The organism is Psychrobacter sp. FME13 (assembly GCF_014861395.1).
Taxonomy (GTDB): Bacteria; Pseudomonadota; Gammaproteobacteria; order Pseudomonadales; family Moraxellaceae; genus Psychrobacter.
The window spans coordinates 1-18,616 of sequence record NZ_RRYV01000055.1; the positions used below are offsets into that span (position 1 = coordinate 1).

An 18,616-nucleotide genomic window follows, 5' to 3' on the forward strand; every position below is an offset into this window, starting at 1 on the left:
TGACGTTTGCAGTCCTTGCACTGGTAGTTCTGCTTGCCATAGCTTTTTTTGCCGTGTATCGAAAAACTGGGACTGTGACAGTCGGGGCAATTGATCTGTATTTGTGTCTTCATAACCTCAAATATATCATCTTGCTTCGGCTGTCACCCTTCTTTTATTACTCCAGCATACTTTTTGATACACCACCAAATTTTATTATGATAGCTGCTTTGAATTAAGCTACGATTGGCTGCTATGAGACCGTTATCTTGGAACAGAACTCTTGATATACTGGTTCAATATCGTTGAAGTCACTGACGCTTTGTAAGCAGCTCAAAGTGGTCAATTTGAAGGAGTGCTGATTAGAGTCAGGTACGTTATTGATTTTACTTTGTAATTTTAAAGGCTGATCAAGCTCAAAAATAAAATGGTCTGTGAGTGCGACCATATTTTTCACAGGCCATACATATTCAAAGTTGTAGCGGTTAGAGTCCATATCAGAACAGATAGCTAAGCTTAAATAGCGAACTTCTTTTAAAATATGGTAGTCATATCTAGTGAACAGACTGTCTTTAGGTAAAGTATAAAGCGTGATAGTACCGTCTTTAACAAGACTATAATCGCTATCACTTTTATCTACAGTGAGCGTTAGAGTCAAATCTTGATACAGTATTTGTCGCATACCATCGTACGGAATACGCGCAGCATCCTGTAAGTAAATATTTTCTTCCATACTTGAGTTGTATTGAGTGGTCGACAAATCTGGCACATCGCTATAAACGCGTTTGCCTATATTTTGACGTAAGAAATTTAGTAGCCAATAGCAGCTGTTATCAGCGTCTGTACTATTTTGAGTTAGGCTAGGTAATAGCGCAAAAGCACCAATACTTATTTCATTGATAGTGTCAGAATAAGGGTTAGCTTTACTTATTTGATCAAAATAGCCAGGATATAACGCAAAGGCACCGAACACAGGACGACTCTTATTTACACCGTTTTTGTGTTTGCTTTCATTGACGCGGATCAATGCATCACGGTAACGGTGCATTTGATTGATAGCATCATCAGGTACATAGTCAGTTGCTTCGATGTCTTGGTTGACATCATCGTACTGACTGTTTGTGGATTTAATACGGTATTTTGCATCGAATAACCAGATAAACCGTCTATCGTTAGGAAAAGTAACTTCTAATAAAATATCAGGTTTTTGGCTGACAGAATAGGTTCGAATCGCTTTGGTATTTTTGTTAAATGGTGGTTCATGAGCCAATCTAGCTTTAACGCCATCATCACGTTCAAATTTAAATGCACCAGCAAATCCATCTTTTAGCTGATATTCAAAAAAATTCTTAAGTTGTAGTTCTTGTTTCTTAGTAGCGACTTCCTTAAAACCCAACTCATCTATTAAGATATTTCTTAAGGTAAGAAAGCACCAAATTTCATAGATTTCTGCAACTGACTTCATGGAAATGCTGGATTGATTATCAAACACATCCAAATAAAACTTCAACTCTTGCCAAATTCTATATACTGAACTGTAGCCTACCTTTTGTTGCAACACCAATGACTCTCGCCCATGACCATTATAGTCGCCAACATTAGCCATAAAGCTTTGTTTCAGCATCTTTTGTAGGGGTTGTTGCCACTGATTAAGCTCATCTAAGAATGCATGCGATAGTCTTTGAGAGCCTGACTTTTCATTATCTTGCCTAAGCTTATGCTCAAAATCAGCCAGTTGTTTTTTGGTAGTGGATACAACCATTTTGATAAAACGGTTTTCTGGAGTGTCAGCACTGAGCCGTTTTTTTGTGACTTGATAACGCTGTTCATGCATACCCTTATCGAGATCTTCCTTTATCTTTGCTCCTAATCGCGCAGGTATTTTGCCTTTTATCCTCGCAGCTTTGGTATAAGACGTTTGAGCCTGTAAACGGCTATGCGGTGTTTGACTGACAACCTTTAAGGCATGAGACAGTTGATGACGCAAATGGCTGAAGTTTGCCAGCCAAAGCAGTGGAAACTGATGGCGTTGTTTGGTTTGCGCACTATCTTGTTCCATCTTTTCGACCAAACTAAATCGCCAAAGTGGAAAGGCGTTATCAATCGCTTGATACATCTTTGGTAAGTCATCATGCAAACTCATCTTAGTAGGTAGCACTTCAAAAGCGATGGTGCTTTTAAAGGTTTGAGATGACTTGGTGTAATTAAAGGGCAGACGTAGCCAACCAACATCATTTGCAGTATTGATCGTACCTGTTAAGCGTGCTGGTGTTGAACGTTGTTTATTTGCATCAATAAACCGAAAGCTCTTGTTGATAGCGTGGCTACGATGACTCAGATACGCTTCTTCCACGTCACCATTAAATATAACTTCAAACTGATATTGAAGGTTCTCAAAAAAGATAAAATTATCTAACTCTAAAGACTCTACTAAGCCTGAAGAAGATAGACTATCCTCTATAACCAAAGGCTCATTCATAAAATCAGCGTTAAGAATATCTAGGGGCGGAGAAAAGCGCACTATAGATGGTTGAGTATTATGATTACTGATAGCCTCACGTTTCTCTAAAGTAGACTGATAGGTTTTTTGACGTTTTTCAATGTCATTGCACCAGATAGACAGCTCAAAATTAGGGGTTTGTATCCTTAACAGATCTGGCATTGCTGCTCCATTGGTTTTACTATATTTATTCTACGACAAAAGATTTTATGGCCAAAAGCTAGTAAAGCCAGAACGTTCTAAACGCTGTTGCATCCAAGTTAGTTTAGCCTTGCTACGGCAAGTGATATTTAATACGCTACCATCTATGTTTTTACGATATAAATCAGGACGTAGTTTATCTTGATCATCTTCCATAGACCAAATATCAACAAGTTCCTGTTTTAAGATAGCTGTTAATTCTGTGAGTAACGACTTCTCATGACTGCTAACGGAATCATCTATAACTGCTAACTTGTCATGATCTCCTTCGATGCGCGGCAATACTTTGCACATCAAAAAGTCATCCCATACAGCTTGCAGCTGCTTATCATCTTTAGGATAGGCGCTAATCACAGCAAGCAGTAGCTCATTCAATGCTCTAAAAGCCAGTTGAAAAGGTGTATCATCTAATACTTTATTGATTGATTTCAGAAAATCAATGCTCTTACTACCATCACTATCTATCGGCGGTAACTTATCGATAGAGGCTTGAGAGTCAATAGGGTAGCTTAAGGCGTTATGAGTAACCTTCGGCTCAAAAAAGTCATCAAATTCATTAGGAAAAAAGTCACCAAAATCAAAACTCAAAGCGCGATCAATAACCTTACGCGAAAAACCATGTGTAGTTTCATCCATATTGACCGTACCAGCTACGATTAAATTAAAGGGCAGACCTAACCCATGCTCGCAGAACAAATCCCAAGCATCATCGTACTGCTCATCTGCAAATCCTAATGTATCACGTAATTTGTTTTTATCATCTAATTGTTTGATGGTCTCTGACTTTAAAAGAGAATCGCAGCAATAAGTGAATTGTTCATCCTCCCACTGCCATTCGCGAGTCTCTAAAACCGATAGATAATCAGCAAAGTATTGCTCGACAGGGGCTAGATTCATTTCATCTAAGCACAGCCAGTAAGGCAGTACTTGGTTAAGCTCGCTTTTATCACCTGTGACAGCGAGACCGTTACCCTCAGACTCTAGCTCAAGACCTGCATCAATAATGGCACGCCATGCTTTAGCAATGAATTGTAGTACGTCAGTGGTAATATATTCAGCGTTACCATTACCGCCTAAGCGTGAGGTATAGCCAAGTATATCGCTGGGTTCATGCCAGTCAGGGCGTACTGGGATAAGGCAATAAGTATCGCCAAGACTGCCTGTGAGTATAGCTTGGTCACGGACAAAGCGGGTTTTCCCCGTGCCAGATATCCCAGCTAAGAGTAGGAAAGGCTTTGAAATAGCTTTATTATCATAGTTTCTATTAATTTTAATGGGTTTTACTTTTTTATTTGAGGGTTCAAGTTTTGAAGTTATATTTTCTGAAGTTTGGTCAATAACCTCTATTTCACTTTGCAGAAAGTCATAGCCTTTAAAAATATCAAAATCGTAAGCTAAAAGTATATCGGTGATACCTGCAGAGCCATGTTTATAGAGGAGTGCACTAGCAAAAGGATTTCCACCTATTAGGATCCCAGGTCTCTTATTATTTATGATTATATTATCGAACCTTAAGAGTCCTTCTTTTGAGTATGTATTGTCTGATCCAGAAAAGGTGTTACCTGTAATTTTAAGTACATCCTGTCTTTGAATCGGTTTAGGACAATTGAAGTCAGTAGTAGAAATATCATCTATAAAAAATTCATTCCTAAAATCTTCTGGAATTTTTTTTAGTAACGTAAGTATCTCCTTCTCTGTAGCGTTCCAATACAAAGAGTACATGAAACTTTTTAAAGATATGCGACCTTTTTTTGAGTACCTTTCTTTTAGACCTTTACTCCAATATGGCTTCAGTAAAATATAATGAAATCCTTGTTGGTAAGGTTTTTTAGTATCTGAAAAATAAAATGCATTGTCCGCATATTTGGAGAATTTCTGCATATCAACCTTCAAATATCTATCTTTAATTCTACTTTCACAACTACAGATTAGACACAGCACAATACCGCAAAACTCTTCTGGTTTTGATACTGTATCTTTAATATCTTTTCTAGCTGAAACTAGAGTCTCAAGAGAGATGTATGGCATTACATGTACCTTTTTTATATTTATAAGTGCAACTAGATAGAGAGTATAATTTATTAAATCTTGAAGTGATTTATGGTTTATTAGAATACATCAATGTCTTATTTCCTGTCTTTTAACATAGCTAACACTTGATCCTCTCCAAACTGAGCAATCAACTCTTGCAGCTGGGCATTAGGATCAGCGGTATCTTTAGAATCCGCTCTAAACTCTGCCGTATCTCTGCCTTCACGCAGTGCATCTAAATAATCCGCCCACTTTTGCATCATATCACTACGATCGTCAATGTACTCAAATCGACCATAAGCTGTGCCATTAGGATCTTTGGTTGTATGACCCAAAGCCATCTCAACAAGCACGAGAGGATACTTTAATTGCTCTTGTAAGATGGTTTTCGCTGTCGCTCTAAAGCCGTGAGCACAATGAATGTCCTTGTAGCCCAAATCTTTTAAACGCTTATTCGCTGTCGCATCAGAGATGATCTGATGCTTTTTTGCTGTCTCACTGTAGAAGACAAACTTAGTATGACCATTGATTTGCTGCTGCGCGCGTAAGATAGCCACTGCTTGACGGGGTAGGGGCACGACCATGTCCTTAACCATGTTTACCTTGCCTTGTCCTTTGAGCGGCTTTAGAGTCCACCTGCCAACATCCAAGTCCAAATCAGCCCAGCGCATACGCCTTAGGTCGCCATTACGCACGAATAGTAACGCCAATAGCCTAAGAGAATTGATAGTGTTTAAGTCACCTTCTATAGTTTCGATATCACGTAGTAGCTTAGCTAAATCTTTAGGTTTGGTGATCGCAGGACGATGACCATAGCTCGATTTAGCCAATTGGCTTTTGATCAAGGCAGCTGGATTGCTACTACAGAAGCCGCGAGCACCAGCATAGACAAATACGTCGCTAGCAATACCTGCACAGCGTTCAGCCTTATCTGTGGGTTTGCCAGCTTTGTTTAATGACTTAGCTTGGATGTCTAATAGCACCTCAAGCATTCTAGGTGAATCTATTTCACTGATAGGCTGATCACCAATATATGAGCATATAAGTTCTAAGCGACCTTTCTTACGGATTAAGGTATTACCTTTTTGAGTCTGATCTAAGCTATCAAAATATTCCCAAGCAAAATGATTAAATGAGTTTTTAGTTTTACTAACAATACTATTCTTTAATGCTTCACGATAATCTTTGGGATCAATATTACGACTTAGTAGCTCTTCATAGTCACGCCAGATTTCACAGGCACGAGCGAACGAGACGTTTGGATACACGCCAAGCGATATACGTTTATTTTTTGAGTGAGTAGGAGAAAGGTAGCGATAAACCCAAGACTTAGTGCCGTTAGGTCTGACCATGAGATACAGCATGGGATAGTTTTTGACAGAGACTAGATATTCTTTGTCATTAGCTTTATGGCTGCTAATACTGCGATCAGAACTGATAGGTTTGCGTGCTTCCATAACTGACACCCCAATGTACATTTAAAAACCAGTGTACATAGTAGTGTACATCAGATGCATGGATTGGAATAGATATTAAAAGACAGTATAGAACGCCAGATACAGCAAAGCCCCTGATATCAGGGGCTTTAGATGTTCTATAAGATAGTATAGGACTATGTAATGGTACCCGGAGCCGGACTTGAACCGGCACGCTATTGCTAGCGAGGGATTTTAAATCCCTTGTGTCTACCAATTTCACCACCCGGGCAAAACTTGTTTTATCTAATATGTAAACTAGCTGATAGACCATCTAGTTACTAGATAAGTGCTCGCTATTATAGTCAGTTATGATAATAATGCAAGCTTAAATTAACGTAAAGTTAATAAATAATTGGAGGCTGGAGTCGGAATCGAACCGGCGTTAACGGAGTTGCAGTCCGCTGCATGACCACTCTGCCATCCAGCCAATCAAGGTCGCCTATATTAGCAAAAATATAGTAAATTACAAGTCATTTTTTCATTAAAAACAGATTATTTACTAGCTTGTATATTTTTCACCATCATTTATGGTTATTCACGCCAATAAATGCCCTAATTTATCATCACTATGTACCTTCCTAGTGAAGATAAAACAAGATAGCGCTATTAAATTAAGTGCTACTTACTAAACAATATCTTCATTATTAAGTTTGGCTTTTTTGATATCACGATACGTGGCGGTACAAATTAATATCAGTACACCAAGTGTTATGGCGGGCCAGATTAAAATATAAGTGCCGTAGATAAAGACGTTATCCATAATTATATCCTTATAGTATTTTTAGCAGTTTACGCTTAGTCAGTGCTATTAAGTTTTTCAGACTGACTAAGGGTTATTTATATAAGACAGTTTTTAGTTAACACAATTTAAATCTTTGATACTTGTGAAGCCTCAGGTTTTTTATCGTAATCACCCACACGTTGTTTGATTAAGTCAAAGTCAAAATGTTCGTCACCCATCAGGCTGACTATCACACAGACGATAGTACTGGCGCCATAAGCGGTCAGTGAGGCGAGTAAAACCATGTATTGACGCAAGAAGCCAGTGGCAAATATTAACATCAGTACTAGCGTAATCGCAGCGGCACCCATGCCAACCTTACGACCTAAAAAGCCAAAGACCATCAACCCAATAACGACAGCACCACCGACACTAGCCAATATTTCAAAGAATAGAGCTGTGAACCCCGTAATAGGTATTAATTCAAAGCGTGCCACACAGAATAAGAGGAGTCCGACGATGACAGCAGCAGTAAATGCGGTATTGGTCACACGATTCCAGAACACACTGGCGATGACAGGGAATACGATCGCACCCCATAATGCGCCAACGAAGACTAGCATTACTAAAATATCGAGCTTAAAGCTGGCAAAAATCAGTCCTGCGGCTGTTGCGACAATCATCGTGCTACGACCGACAAGCATCATAGTTTTGGGTTTAACTTTACCTTTTTTAGCAATATTTTTGCCGTAGACATCCGCCATCATAATCGTTGAGAGCGCTGACAAGTCTGAGTCAGCCGTTGAGGATAGCGAGCCAATGACTAAAATAAAGAATAAGGCAATAAAGACAGGATGCAGGTAGGTACTAACCATTTGTGGAATCAGGTTATTCATGTTGCCATCAAGTGGCTCGATACCTATAGTGACCGCCATTAATCCAATCATACCCAAGCCAATGACGATACCAGCATAGCCAACAGTAGCAGTGACAAAAGTTGCTTTAATTTTAGTTTTGTCAATTGCAAATAAGCGCTGAGTGATGGTTTGATTGCCGATAGCGTATGCTAATACTGCAACAAAATAAGGTGCTCCTTGCTGAAAAAATGCTTCAGAAGAAAAGAAATTTTGCTGCTCCAGTGTAAGATTGGACAGTCCCTCAACCATCACCTCAGGTCCACCCATAGAAAATAGTACCGCCGGAATAATGACGACACCAATGGCCATCAAGGCGACTAATTGAGCAAAGTCAGTGAAGACGGATGCGCGAAACCCTGACGTTAACGTATAGCTTAGGACGCCGATACCTGCGATCATTACCCCTGTTTGGAATGATAATGGTGACAAAACTGAAACTAAGGCTCCAGCAGCGGTAAAGTTGACCATCAAGCTAATTAAGCTGCCCATAATATTGGATATTGCTAAAATTAATTGGCTTGATGAACCATGACGGGCGTGAATGAGTTCACCTAAGGTATGACCATCTGGCGCCAACTCACGAAAGCGCATACCAAAAGGGTAGATGAACAAAATCATTAAGGCGCCCCAAAAGCCATAATGTATCGGCCCTGACACTCCATATTTATAGCCGGAGGTAGCAGCAGCATAAAATGATGCCGCCCAAATCCAAGTGGCGGTCATACTAGCTGCACCCATACCAAAGCCAACACCGTGACCTGCGACCATAAAACCAGAAGTCGTTTCTTTGTCTTTTTTGATTAATAAAGACAGTAGGTAGGTGCCGCCATAAAATGCTAACAACAATAAAATAATGGTTAATGATGAAAATTGGAACAATGACTCAGTTTTCAAATTCATACCTCGCAATTGTTTGGATTAATAAAGTTTAGTAAAATTAAAGATACCAAACCTTTCGGAATATAATAAAGCCTACAAACTCTCATACTGAGTGAAATGTATGTGGCTAAGATAAATAGCAAAAACATCAACGATAGTGATAAGCAAATGCTAAGTGTTGTGCCGCTGTCTTAATGACTCACATCGTGCTAAATCAAAGAGACAGGGGCTACTCTTAATAGGCATGAGTTAATGGATAAACCACCACGCTATTAATATGCATACACAAAGGTAGCTGAGTGCTAGAGAAGGCTCATATGATGAGCGTCTATAGCAAAATTACGAATAGGCACTAAGCCATGGTGACATGACTTGAGCTAGGTTTAGACAGCCTTATCAGCTGTAATACGCAGTAGTTAAGCGATTTTCATTTGACTACTGCAATTGATGCATCATCTGTCATTTACATACTAAGCAATGTGCGGTCTGAATTGTCAGCACAATAGAGGTAGCATCATAAAAAAGACAGATCTGTTAATTGTATGTAACGTGTTCGTGAGGTAAGGGTAACCTATTATCTCTCTAACCTCAAATTTTAGACGATATTTATCAGGGTCTGTTAAATATTCAAATAGTAGGGCTGTTGATCGCTAAAATTTTACCCAACACAAGCCGATGATAATGTTGAGACCTTAACTAGAATAGCTTAACATCGGAGGTTTAAGGCTAGCTATAAATAGGTGGTGGTGGAAGGTATAGGCATGAAGGGGTGAGAAGTAATGAGATGGTTTGGAAAGTTATTATTTGTACTGAGGACACATTTTAGTTTTTGTATTGAACATTTATTGAATCGACTATAACCATAATGTTTAGAAGGGTCAGATACCTGAATAGTAAGTCACTCTGTCATTACGTAAGAAGCCTGCCAAACCTAGTCCATAACGTTCAGCGACACGTACAGCCGTACTAGTAGGCGCAGACATGCCAATCAACCAAGGTATACGTCCGCGCACAGACTTTTGCACCAGCTCAATCGATAACCGTGAAGTCATTAGAACGCAGTCGATATCGATTTTTTGTCGTAGCTGCCAACCAATCAGTTTATCAAGGGCGTTATGGCGTCCCACATCTTCAAATAGATATAACTGGTCATTATGCATCGTGGCGGCGGCATGCACAGCGCCGGTCAATTGATGCGTATGCTGTGTGGCATCAACTTGTTGTCGCATTTTCAATAAATAATCTAGACTGGGTATGGTCGGTTTATTATTTGAGTGGTTTTTATCCCTGTCTTGGATATAGGCACTCAAATCGGGTAGTGCCTGTGTCAATCCAGTGATGCCGCACATACCGCAACCTGTACGCCCTGCGAGCTGACGTTTTTGGGCTTGAATACGCTGATGACAGCGTTGATTCAATACTAGCTCGACGATATAGATATCATAGTCTTGTAACTGCTTTAAGGTTTGTTCGAGGTTTTCAGGTTCAAGATCAACGGTGTTTTTCTCAAAGGTGACAGGCTTATAGCTTACGGTATCGGTCAGCTGAGTGACCTCCCAATCGAGCAGTTCGTGGCTGTGCTGGATTAGGCCTTCGCTAAATAAAAATCCAACAGCCAAATACTCTAGTTGATGAGGACTGGCCATCAGTACAGCGTAGTGAATACCATTGATAATGATGGCAACCGCAGCCTCTACAGCGAGGCTAGCTGGTTGACAATCAATATGTGCTCCATCGATATTATCACCGTTTTGACTGGCTGATGCATAAGAATGCTTTTGCGACAAATGAGTACGAACCAGTGGTGACATAGGTTTATTTATGGCTGTCTTTGTTACTTCCACTGTCTTGCTTTCATACTGTTGCTTACTGGTTCGCTCATTATCTTTGACAGGGTTTTTAGTCATCATCATGGTTCGTATATTATCTTACTAACAGTATTGTTTCGGCGTCTTTATCACGAACATTGTCATTATTTGACGACCCATTTATCACTTACTATGCAGGCTCAGCCGTGCTTGCATCGACGCGTTGCAGGACGACCGTCGTCGATTTATACGCTGGTATATGCGAATCTGGTGCATGGGTGTTCAAGTCAAACAAGTCATTGCATTCAGGATAATAAGCGGCAACGGCGTTGGACGCAATATCCATTTCAGTCAATACTAGTGGCCCAAGTATGCGAGGTTGGTCAGTGTTATTTGGACTAGCGTACCGCGTCACCATGACGCTGTCTCCTTTTTGCCAACCTAAACGGCTTATCTCATCGGGATGCATAAACAAAACATCACGGCGATTGGCTTGACGATAGCGATCTTTAAACCCAAAAATCATAGTGTTGAATTGGTCATGACTGCGGACACTGGTCAATTGCCAAATTTTTTGCTCGTTATTTTTTACGTTACCGTTTATGTTGTCTTGTACAGGGTTGCTGCTATCTGTGTTCTGACTCTCATTAAAGACAGATGTCGTTTCTGCCATCTGTGCAGCGACATAGGTAATTGGATATTGCGGCACTTCAAACTGTGCTTTGCCACTATCTGTATTCCATACACGATGACGGGCTGAATGGTACAAATGAAAGCCTCGTTCAGTAGTACGAATACGTTGATTAAAGTCTTCAAAGCCATCGATAGCTTGGGCGACATAGTCACGAACGACGTCGAAGTCTTCGCTCATTGCTTGCCAAGGAATAGACGAGTCAGCGCCAAGTACGTGCGTTGCGATATCTGCGACAATTTGCGATTCAGACTTTAATGTGTCACTGACAGGTTTGAGGTTGCCTTGTGTTGGTACAATCTGACACATGGAGTCTTCGATAGTGGCAAACTGCTCACCTTTATCAGTGATGATGCGCTCGCTGCGTCCTAAACAAGGTAAGATAAGGTTGTTTGAGCTTGGGTATAGCATGGTTTCATTGAGCTTGGTACCCACAAAGATATTAAGCTGTGTTTTGGTCAATGCTTGTTGAATGGCAGTGGTATCAGGTGCTGCCACGGCATAATTACCTCCCATGCCCATGAATATCTTTATTTTACTGTCAATTAATGCTTTTGCGCCTGTTACCACATCGAAGCCGTGTTTTTGCGGCATAGGTTTTTCAAATACTCGTTCTAGACTGTCGAGGAGCTTTTGAGCGGGGCGCTCATGAATACCCATGGTACGGTCGCCTTGCACATTAGAGTGACCACGGACAGGAGATGCACCGCCACCATCTACACCAATCATTCCCATCAGTAATAATAGATTGGTAATCATTGCTACGTTGTCGTCACCTTGTACGTGTTGGGTGATGCCCATACCCCATGTGCAGATAGTCGCTGGACTGTCAGCGACCAGTTTAGCCAGACCGATGATTTCCGCTTGAGGAATACCACAACCGAGCTCTATATCCGCCCATGTTTGCTCTGTAAGCCACTGTTTTAATGGTTCAAACCCTGAAGTATGGGTCGCAATGAAGTCATAGTTGATTTTATCGTTTTCAATCAGCCATTTAGCGATACCTGTCAATAATGCCGCATCCCCACCGATCTGAAGTTGAACCACTTCATCGACCATGTCATTGCTTTGACCTGCTGCCATATGTGTGGGCTTCTGCGGATTTCTAAATTTACTTAGACCTTGTTCGCGCATGGGGTTAATCGAGATGATTCGACACCCTTGCTCGTGAGCGTGAGCAAGCATTTCTAGCATGCGTGGATGATTGGTCGCTGGATTTTGTCCAAACATCAATATCAGCTTGGCTTGCTCAAAATCTTCTAACTTGACCGTTGCTTTACCAATACCCAACTGCCTACCTAACATGACCGAGGTGGGCTCGTGACACATGTTTGAGCAATCGGGTAGGTTATTGGTACCGAAACAGCGTACGAACAGCTGGTACATAAAGGCAGGTTCGTTGGTGACACGGCCTGAGGTATAAAAAAGTGCCTCATCTGGTGAAGCTAGTAGCTTAAACTGCTCAGCGATACGTTGGTACGCAGACTCCCAAGAGATAGCGACATAGCGATCTTGTGTGGCATCGTAATATAATGGCTCGGATAACCGGCCACTGTGTTCTAGCTCGTAGCCTGACCATCCTTGTAGTTCGGTGACCGTATGTCGTGCAAAGAATGCAGCATCGGCTTTTTTGGTCATGGTCTCGCTGGCAAGTACTTTGATGCCATTCTCACAAACATCGATGGCTTTATGGGATTTGTGGTCGGGCCAAGCACAACCAGGACAATCAAAGCCACTTTTGGGTTGGTTACTTTGGAATACACTGGCACTACCACGCAAAAAAGTCTGGTAATCCATTAGTTTACGAGTAGAAGAAAATAGTGCAGGCCAACCGGCAGCAGGATGAGAGTATATAGGGATTTTGCGCATGACAGACCTCACAGTTAAATGGCAATAACTAAGCTGTATAACACTTATATGATATAAGGGGTTGCTAGGGCGTGTCTTCAATTTGAGTATGAAACTTCACATAAGCTAAAAATCGATAATTGCTTGCCAAACTGCATTAAGTCGTTTCGTTAATATATCGGTATTACAGTCTTTGCTGAACTACATTTTTTGGCTACAGTTTGTCTTTTTTAATGAGGACACGTGCTAGTTGTTTTAGACCGTTGACTATGATAACAAAAAAATCTTTAAGAAAGATTAGTTTCCTTAAAGGTTTTTTATAATAAAAGGGTTTGATACCAGTAAGATAAAAATAGTCATTTATCTGATAATTCATCAGGCATTACGCCAGAATTGCTTATCGCTCATATTATTAACAACACAGACCGTGCACGCAATTTCTGTGCTCTTTGAGTAGTAGCATGTCAGTGAGTTGCTTCAAAAGTTAGTATTGCTTAATTCTGAATATTCAAAATACTTATATCTATGAAAGTAATCATAAAAAAACGCCCATTTACAGGGCGTTTTTTATTTTAGAATTCAAATGTGATTGTTTTATAAATCAACTCAAAATCAAACTGTCATCTTCGACTTTTTCGCCGCGTGTTTGCTCAAACATATCTAGCAAATCATGCACAGTCATACCTTTACGAGCATCACCAGAGACATCTAATACCACTTGGCCTTGATGCAGCATAACGGTACGTGTGCCATGCGCTAATGCTTGTTGCATCGAGTGTGTGACCATCATTGTGGTCAGCTTATTGTCCGTTACAATCTTATCAGTCAGCTCTAGTACAAAAGCAGCTGTTTTGGGGTCAAGTGCCGCAGTATGTTCATCTAATAATAGTATTTTAGAGGGCTGTAACGATGCCATGAGTAGACTGACGGCTTGTCGTTGACCACCGGATAATAGACCCATACGGTCGGTCAGACGGTTTTCTAGTCCAAGCTTTAGAACGGAGAGTTTTTCTCTAAATAAGTCTCGGTTGCTTGGGTTGAGTGCAAAACTTAAACCACGTTTGCCACCACGCTTATAAGCCAGTGCCATGTTTTCTTCGATAGTGAGTGCTTCACAAGTTCCAGCCATTGGATCTTGAAACACACGGGCAACCCAATGCGCACGTTGGTGTGCTGTTTTTTTGGTGACATCAATACCGTTCAATGAAATACTGCCACTATCTACGCGAGTAGTACCGCTTACTGCATTCAAAAAAGTAGATTTACCAGCACCATTGGTACCGATGACAGTCACAAATTCACCATCTGCAATGTTTAAATTGATACCGCGTAGTGCAGGGTTTTCAATGGGCGTTCCGGGATTAAAGGTCAACCGCAAATCTGTAGCTTGCATCATAATCATTATTCCTTATGGTTGCACATTGACATTAAGCTCGAACTTTACGACTTAAGAATTTATTTTTCGCTTTTGGCAATACCAAGGCAAATACCACGAGTAGCGCTGTAATCAAGTTCAAATCCTGCGGGCCAAAGCCAATACTACGCAGCGTATCACTCGATAGCGCGACCTGAATAAATAGCTTGTACAGCACAGCACCGACGACCACAGCAAAGGTAATCAGCCAGATACGCTTGGCAGGTATAATGGTTTCGCCGATGATGACCGCTGCTAGACCGATGACAATTGTACCGATACCGATAGAAATGTCTGCGCCACCTTGGGTCTGTACAAACAGGGCGCCTGCTAGTGCGATCAGACCGTTAGAGACTGCCATACCGACGATGGTCATCCATGAGGTATTGATGCCTTGAGCCTGAGCCATTCTTAGGTTTGAGCCAGTTGCACGCATCGACAGACCTGATTCGGTACTATAAAACCAGTTTAAAAACAGCATAGCCAGCAGCACAACCATACCGATAATTAAACAACGCATCCAATAACCATTGCCATCGGTCACCAAGGCGCTAAACACCGTAGTTTCACCCAATAGCGGTAAGTTTGGTGCGCCCATGATACGTAAATTGACAGAGTAAAGCGCCACCATCACTAAAATACTGGCAAGCAGTTGCAGGATACCAAGTTTGACATGCAACCAAGCCGTGACGATACCAGCGACTGCGCCTGCCAACATGCCAAACGCACAGGCTAGCCATGGGTTGATACCAGCGATGATGGATATACCAGCGACTGCACCACCTAGTGGAAAGCTACCATCAGCGGTTAAGTCGGGGAAATCTAGCGTACGAAACGAAATCAGCACACCAAGTGCAACGAGGCCATAAATTAGACCGCTTTCAAGCGCACCAAAAAAAGCAATTAAGGACATAAGAGATCAGTAAGTCATAACCAAGCGTTTAGTGAATAATATTCTAGTGATATATTCTCTAATCAATCCTATATAAATCAGATACGGCATCAAGCTTGTTTAGTCTACTAATTGTAGTACTTTCACTCGTCTGCTTTGTATCTCAATTATCTTGAACTGACTGTATCAATGAATATCAGCTAAACAGCTAAGCGGTGAATTTAACAGATTAAGCAATCTGCGGTTAGGGTAAACCAAAACATGTCACGATGAACGACTATCATAAGTTACCTTGGTTCAAAGCTTTGATATAAAAGATAGCTCATTTAGAAAGCACACAACATACTTGATATTGACTAAGTGCTTTATAAATAAGCCAAATAAAAATGTTTAAGCAGTAGTATTTAAAAAAATCACTTAAACAACAGTCTCTTAAACAAGAATCCCAGCCTACTGGTTCATAGCTGGGTTTCTTGTTTAAATGTTTATTTATGGCTGTATTATAGGCCAAATATAAAAGTGCGTTATTCTACCACTTCTTTTGCATTATCGATAACGGCTTGTGGCAATGTGATACCTTCAGCGGTGGCATTTGTTGGGCTAACATATAAATTAAGTGCTTGTGGCGTATAAACTGGAATCTCGCCTGCTTTTTCGCCGTTTAAAATACGCACGACAATTTTACCTGTTTCGCGTCCCAATTGATAATAGTCAACGCCTAATGCCGCCACTGCACCACGTGCAACTGAGCTAGTATCAGAGGCAATGAGTGGGATTTTACTTTCTTTGGCTACTTGAAACAGTGACTCATACGCTGATACCACATTGTTATCTGTTGAAGTGTAAATCATGTCGACTTTACCTTCTAGACTACGCGCTGCCATTGGAATATCGTTACTACGCTGGGCAGGGGCTTCAAGCACATTGATACCAAGTGGTGTTAGCTTTTCTTTTAGATTTTTGAGAATAATGGTTGAGTTTACTTCGCCTGGACTATAGACATAACCCACATTTTTGAGGTTAGGAATGATCTGGCGCATTAACTCGATTTGTGGCTCGTAAGGAAGCGCATCAGAGCCGCCTGTGACGTTGGTACCAGAACCATCTAATTTAGGTACCAATTTGGCTTCGACTGGGTCGGTCACAGCAGAGAATACCAAAGGAATGGTACTGGTAGCAGCTGCAACCGACTGTGCTGATGGTGTACCAATGGCAACAATAACATCTGAGCTGTCTGCCACAAACTGTTTGGCAATCTGCCCAGCTGTTGCAGTATTACCCTGTGCGCTTTGGAAATTAACGGTTAGGTTTTCACCGTCTTTAAAGCCCGCCTCATTTAGCTCATCGATGACACCCTTGCGTACATCATCAAGCGCTGGATGCTCAACAATAGCTGTAATAGCGACATTTTTCATCTCTGTTGCGGCATCGCCAGTGGCACTGTCAGCACTAACAGTATCTTGTGCTGATTGATTACAACCAGTCAAAATAGCGGTACAGACGCCGCCTAATAATAGTGCCTTACTAAAATTAAAATGACCAAAACGGTTTTGATACAACATGGGTCTCACTCCTAAAAGCAATAATGTGTCCATACATTATTTAATGGGTAAATAAAGGTTAAAGCACATCATTTATATAGATGGCAAAGTGTTACTTAAGTTAGTACTACTTATCAGTACTCTGCGCTTCTTTATCAACATTGATGGCATTTTTTAACAAGTCATCTGTCAAGCTTACGCCTTGTTCTGCACCGTGTTTTGGGCTTGCGTATAAAGTTAAAGTATTCATGACTTCAGGCTTGATTGTATTGATAGCTTCACCATTGAGCACACGATAAACCATCTTGCCTGTGGTACGACCAAAGTCATAGTCATTGACACCAAGTGCCGCAGTAGCACCGCGTCTCACACTAAACTCATCTGAGGCAATAATTGGAATATCTAGCTCATTGGCGGCACCTGCCATGGCTTCAAACCCAGAGACGACATTATTGTCTAAAGAGGTGTAAATAACATCAGCGCGACCAGAGAGGCTGCGTGTTGCCATAGCAACATCCGTTGGACGATTGGCGGTCACATCTAATATCTCAAGTCCACGTGCTGGTGCAAGTTCTTTAAGCTGATTGAGTACCACTACAGAATTAATTTCACCTGGGCTATAGACGTAGCCTATGGTTTTAGCATTGGGTACAATTTTTTGAATATTGTCTAACTGCGGCGCAATAGGAAGCTCACTAGATAAGCCTGTCACATTAGATTGGATAGGTACCGCATTTGCATCGATAAGCTTTGCGGCAACAGGGTCTGAGATAGCGGTATAGATGACGGGGACAGTTTTGGTTGAGGCCACGATTGATTGAGCAGAAGGTGTTGAGATTGCCACGATGGCATCTGGATTGTCTCCTGCGAACTGTTTGGCAATCTGACCCGCAGTCGCTGTGTTTCCTTGTGCGCTTTGGAAGTTAATCGTTAGGTTTTGACCTTCGATATAGCCATTATCAGCTAACTCATCTATGATGCCGCGACGCATCTCATCTAGAGAAGGGTGTTCGACGATTTGAGTGATGGCCAATGTTTTGGCGGGCTTGTCAGATGTGGCAGCGTTATTGGCTGTGGCGGTATCATCGGTATTTGAGCAGCCTATTAGGCCAAGAGTACTGATGGCACCAATAGCAACGCTGCACAGGCTTAAGCGTAGAGTAGAAGTAATGGTCATTATTAGTCTGGCTCATAGGTTAGAGAATGCAGGTTAGCCGAATGACAGCAGTATCAGTTCTGTGATGTCAGTTCTGCGATAGTAGGCTAACATTGGGGTGATCAATTTTATGATCATGATGGCTATATTATGACAGCAATGTAACTTATCGCAATAAAAAATTAAGGAGTCTTAGTCATAGCCATATTTGGAAAGTTGATTATTATTAATACCCCACTCTCAACTTGAAATAAGCAAATCAAACTGAAGAGGCGGGTTACCAAGTTTTTTATTGAGTACAAAGCACAGATTATGCGACAGAATCTTACGAATCAATCGATGAGACAAATGCCATAAATCTCTTGCTCGTACCTTTTGTATATTAAATCGTTCTGATAACTGACCAATGACTGTTTCAACGATACGGCGGGCTTTCATTAGCCGTCTTACCACAGGTTTGGGTCTATCTTCTTTCATATTAGCTCTGAGTGGCGTTTGTAAATCTACTCCTTGAGCGTCGTAGTACGATGTCAGACTCGGGCTGATATACCCTTTATCAG

The 18,616-nt window shown here is 41.2% G+C and carries 13 protein-coding genes and 2 tRNA genes; all 15 read right to left on the minus strand.

The genetic code is table 11. The features are described from left to right. On the minus strand, positions 1-113 hold a 113-nt coding region (locus EI164_RS17495; RefSeq protein WP_413038446.1), incomplete at its 3' end, for a transposase. A 119-nt stretch (positions 114-232) separates the two neighbouring features. Then, positions 233-2,641 (minus strand): DUF2357 domain-containing protein, encoded by a 2,409-nt coding sequence (locus EI164_RS08470; protein ID WP_192519545.1) that lies wholly within the window; start codon positions 2,639-2,641, stop codon positions 233-235. Positions 2,642-2,686: 45 nt separating this feature from the next. Further along, entirely contained in the window at positions 2,687-4,708 is a 2,022-nt protein-coding gene (locus EI164_RS08475; protein ID WP_192519546.1) for an McrB family protein, read from the minus strand. 98 nt (positions 4,709-4,806) lie between these two features. Continuing rightward, positions 4,807-6,168, minus strand: coding sequence for a tyrosine-type recombinase/integrase (locus EI164_RS08480; RefSeq protein WP_192519547.1), 1,362 nt, complete (start codon positions 6,166-6,168; stop codon positions 4,807-4,809). Positions 6,169-6,331: 163 nt separating this feature from the next. Next, positions 6,332-6,418: transfer RNA gene (locus tag EI164_RS08485), tRNA-Leu, on the minus strand. 124 nt (positions 6,419-6,542) lie between these two features. Beyond that, positions 6,543-6,616: transfer RNA gene (locus EI164_RS08490), tRNA-Cys, on the minus strand. A 198-nt stretch (positions 6,617-6,814) separates the two neighbouring features. Continuing rightward, positions 6,815-6,949, minus strand: a complete 135-nt coding sequence (locus tag EI164_RS16985; protein WP_225739189.1) for a putative transporter small subunit — start codon at positions 6,947-6,949, stop codon at positions 6,815-6,817. A 107-nt stretch (positions 6,950-7,056) separates the two neighbouring features. Beyond that, positions 7,057-8,727: a sodium:solute symporter family protein gene (locus EI164_RS08495; RefSeq protein WP_263972659.1), complete on the minus strand. Its 1,671-nt coding sequence runs from the start codon at positions 8,725-8,727 to the stop codon at positions 7,057-7,059. Between the two features lie 857 nt (positions 8,728-9,584). Next, positions 9,585-10,517 (minus strand): formate dehydrogenase accessory sulfurtransferase FdhD, encoded by a 933-nt coding sequence (gene fdhD, locus EI164_RS08500; protein ID WP_192519554.1) that lies wholly within the window; start codon positions 10,515-10,517, stop codon positions 9,585-9,587. A gap of 187 nt (positions 10,518-10,704) precedes the next feature. After that, the gene (locus EI164_RS08505) at positions 10,705-13,074 is read right to left on the minus strand and encodes an FdhF/YdeP family oxidoreductase (protein ID WP_192519548.1); all 2,370 of its coding nucleotides are present in this window, start codon (positions 13,072-13,074) and stop codon (positions 10,705-10,707) included. A gap of 580 nt (positions 13,075-13,654) precedes the next feature. After that, entirely contained in the window at positions 13,655-14,449 is a 795-nt protein-coding gene (locus EI164_RS08510; protein WP_192519549.1) for an ABC transporter ATP-binding protein, read from the minus strand. Positions 14,450-14,480: 31 nt separating this feature from the next. Then, on the minus strand, positions 14,481-15,380 hold the full coding sequence (locus tag EI164_RS08515; RefSeq protein WP_192519550.1) for an ABC transporter permease: 900 nt from the start codon (positions 15,378-15,380) through the stop codon (positions 14,481-14,483). A gap of 503 nt (positions 15,381-15,883) precedes the next feature. Continuing rightward, positions 15,884-16,921 carry an ABC transporter substrate-binding protein gene (locus EI164_RS08520; protein ID WP_192519551.1) on the minus strand — a complete coding sequence of 346 codons (1,038 nt, stop codon included), beginning with the start codon at positions 16,919-16,921 and terminating at the stop codon, positions 15,884-15,886. A gap of 106 nt (positions 16,922-17,027) precedes the next feature. Next, on the minus strand, positions 17,028-18,077 hold the full coding sequence (locus tag EI164_RS08525) for an ABC transporter substrate-binding protein (protein ID WP_192519552.1): 1,050 nt from the start codon (positions 18,075-18,077) through the stop codon (positions 17,028-17,030). A gap of 219 nt (positions 18,078-18,296) precedes the next feature. After that, on the minus strand, positions 18,297-18,616 hold a 320-nt coding region (locus EI164_RS08530), incomplete at its 5' end, for a transposase (protein WP_318779513.1).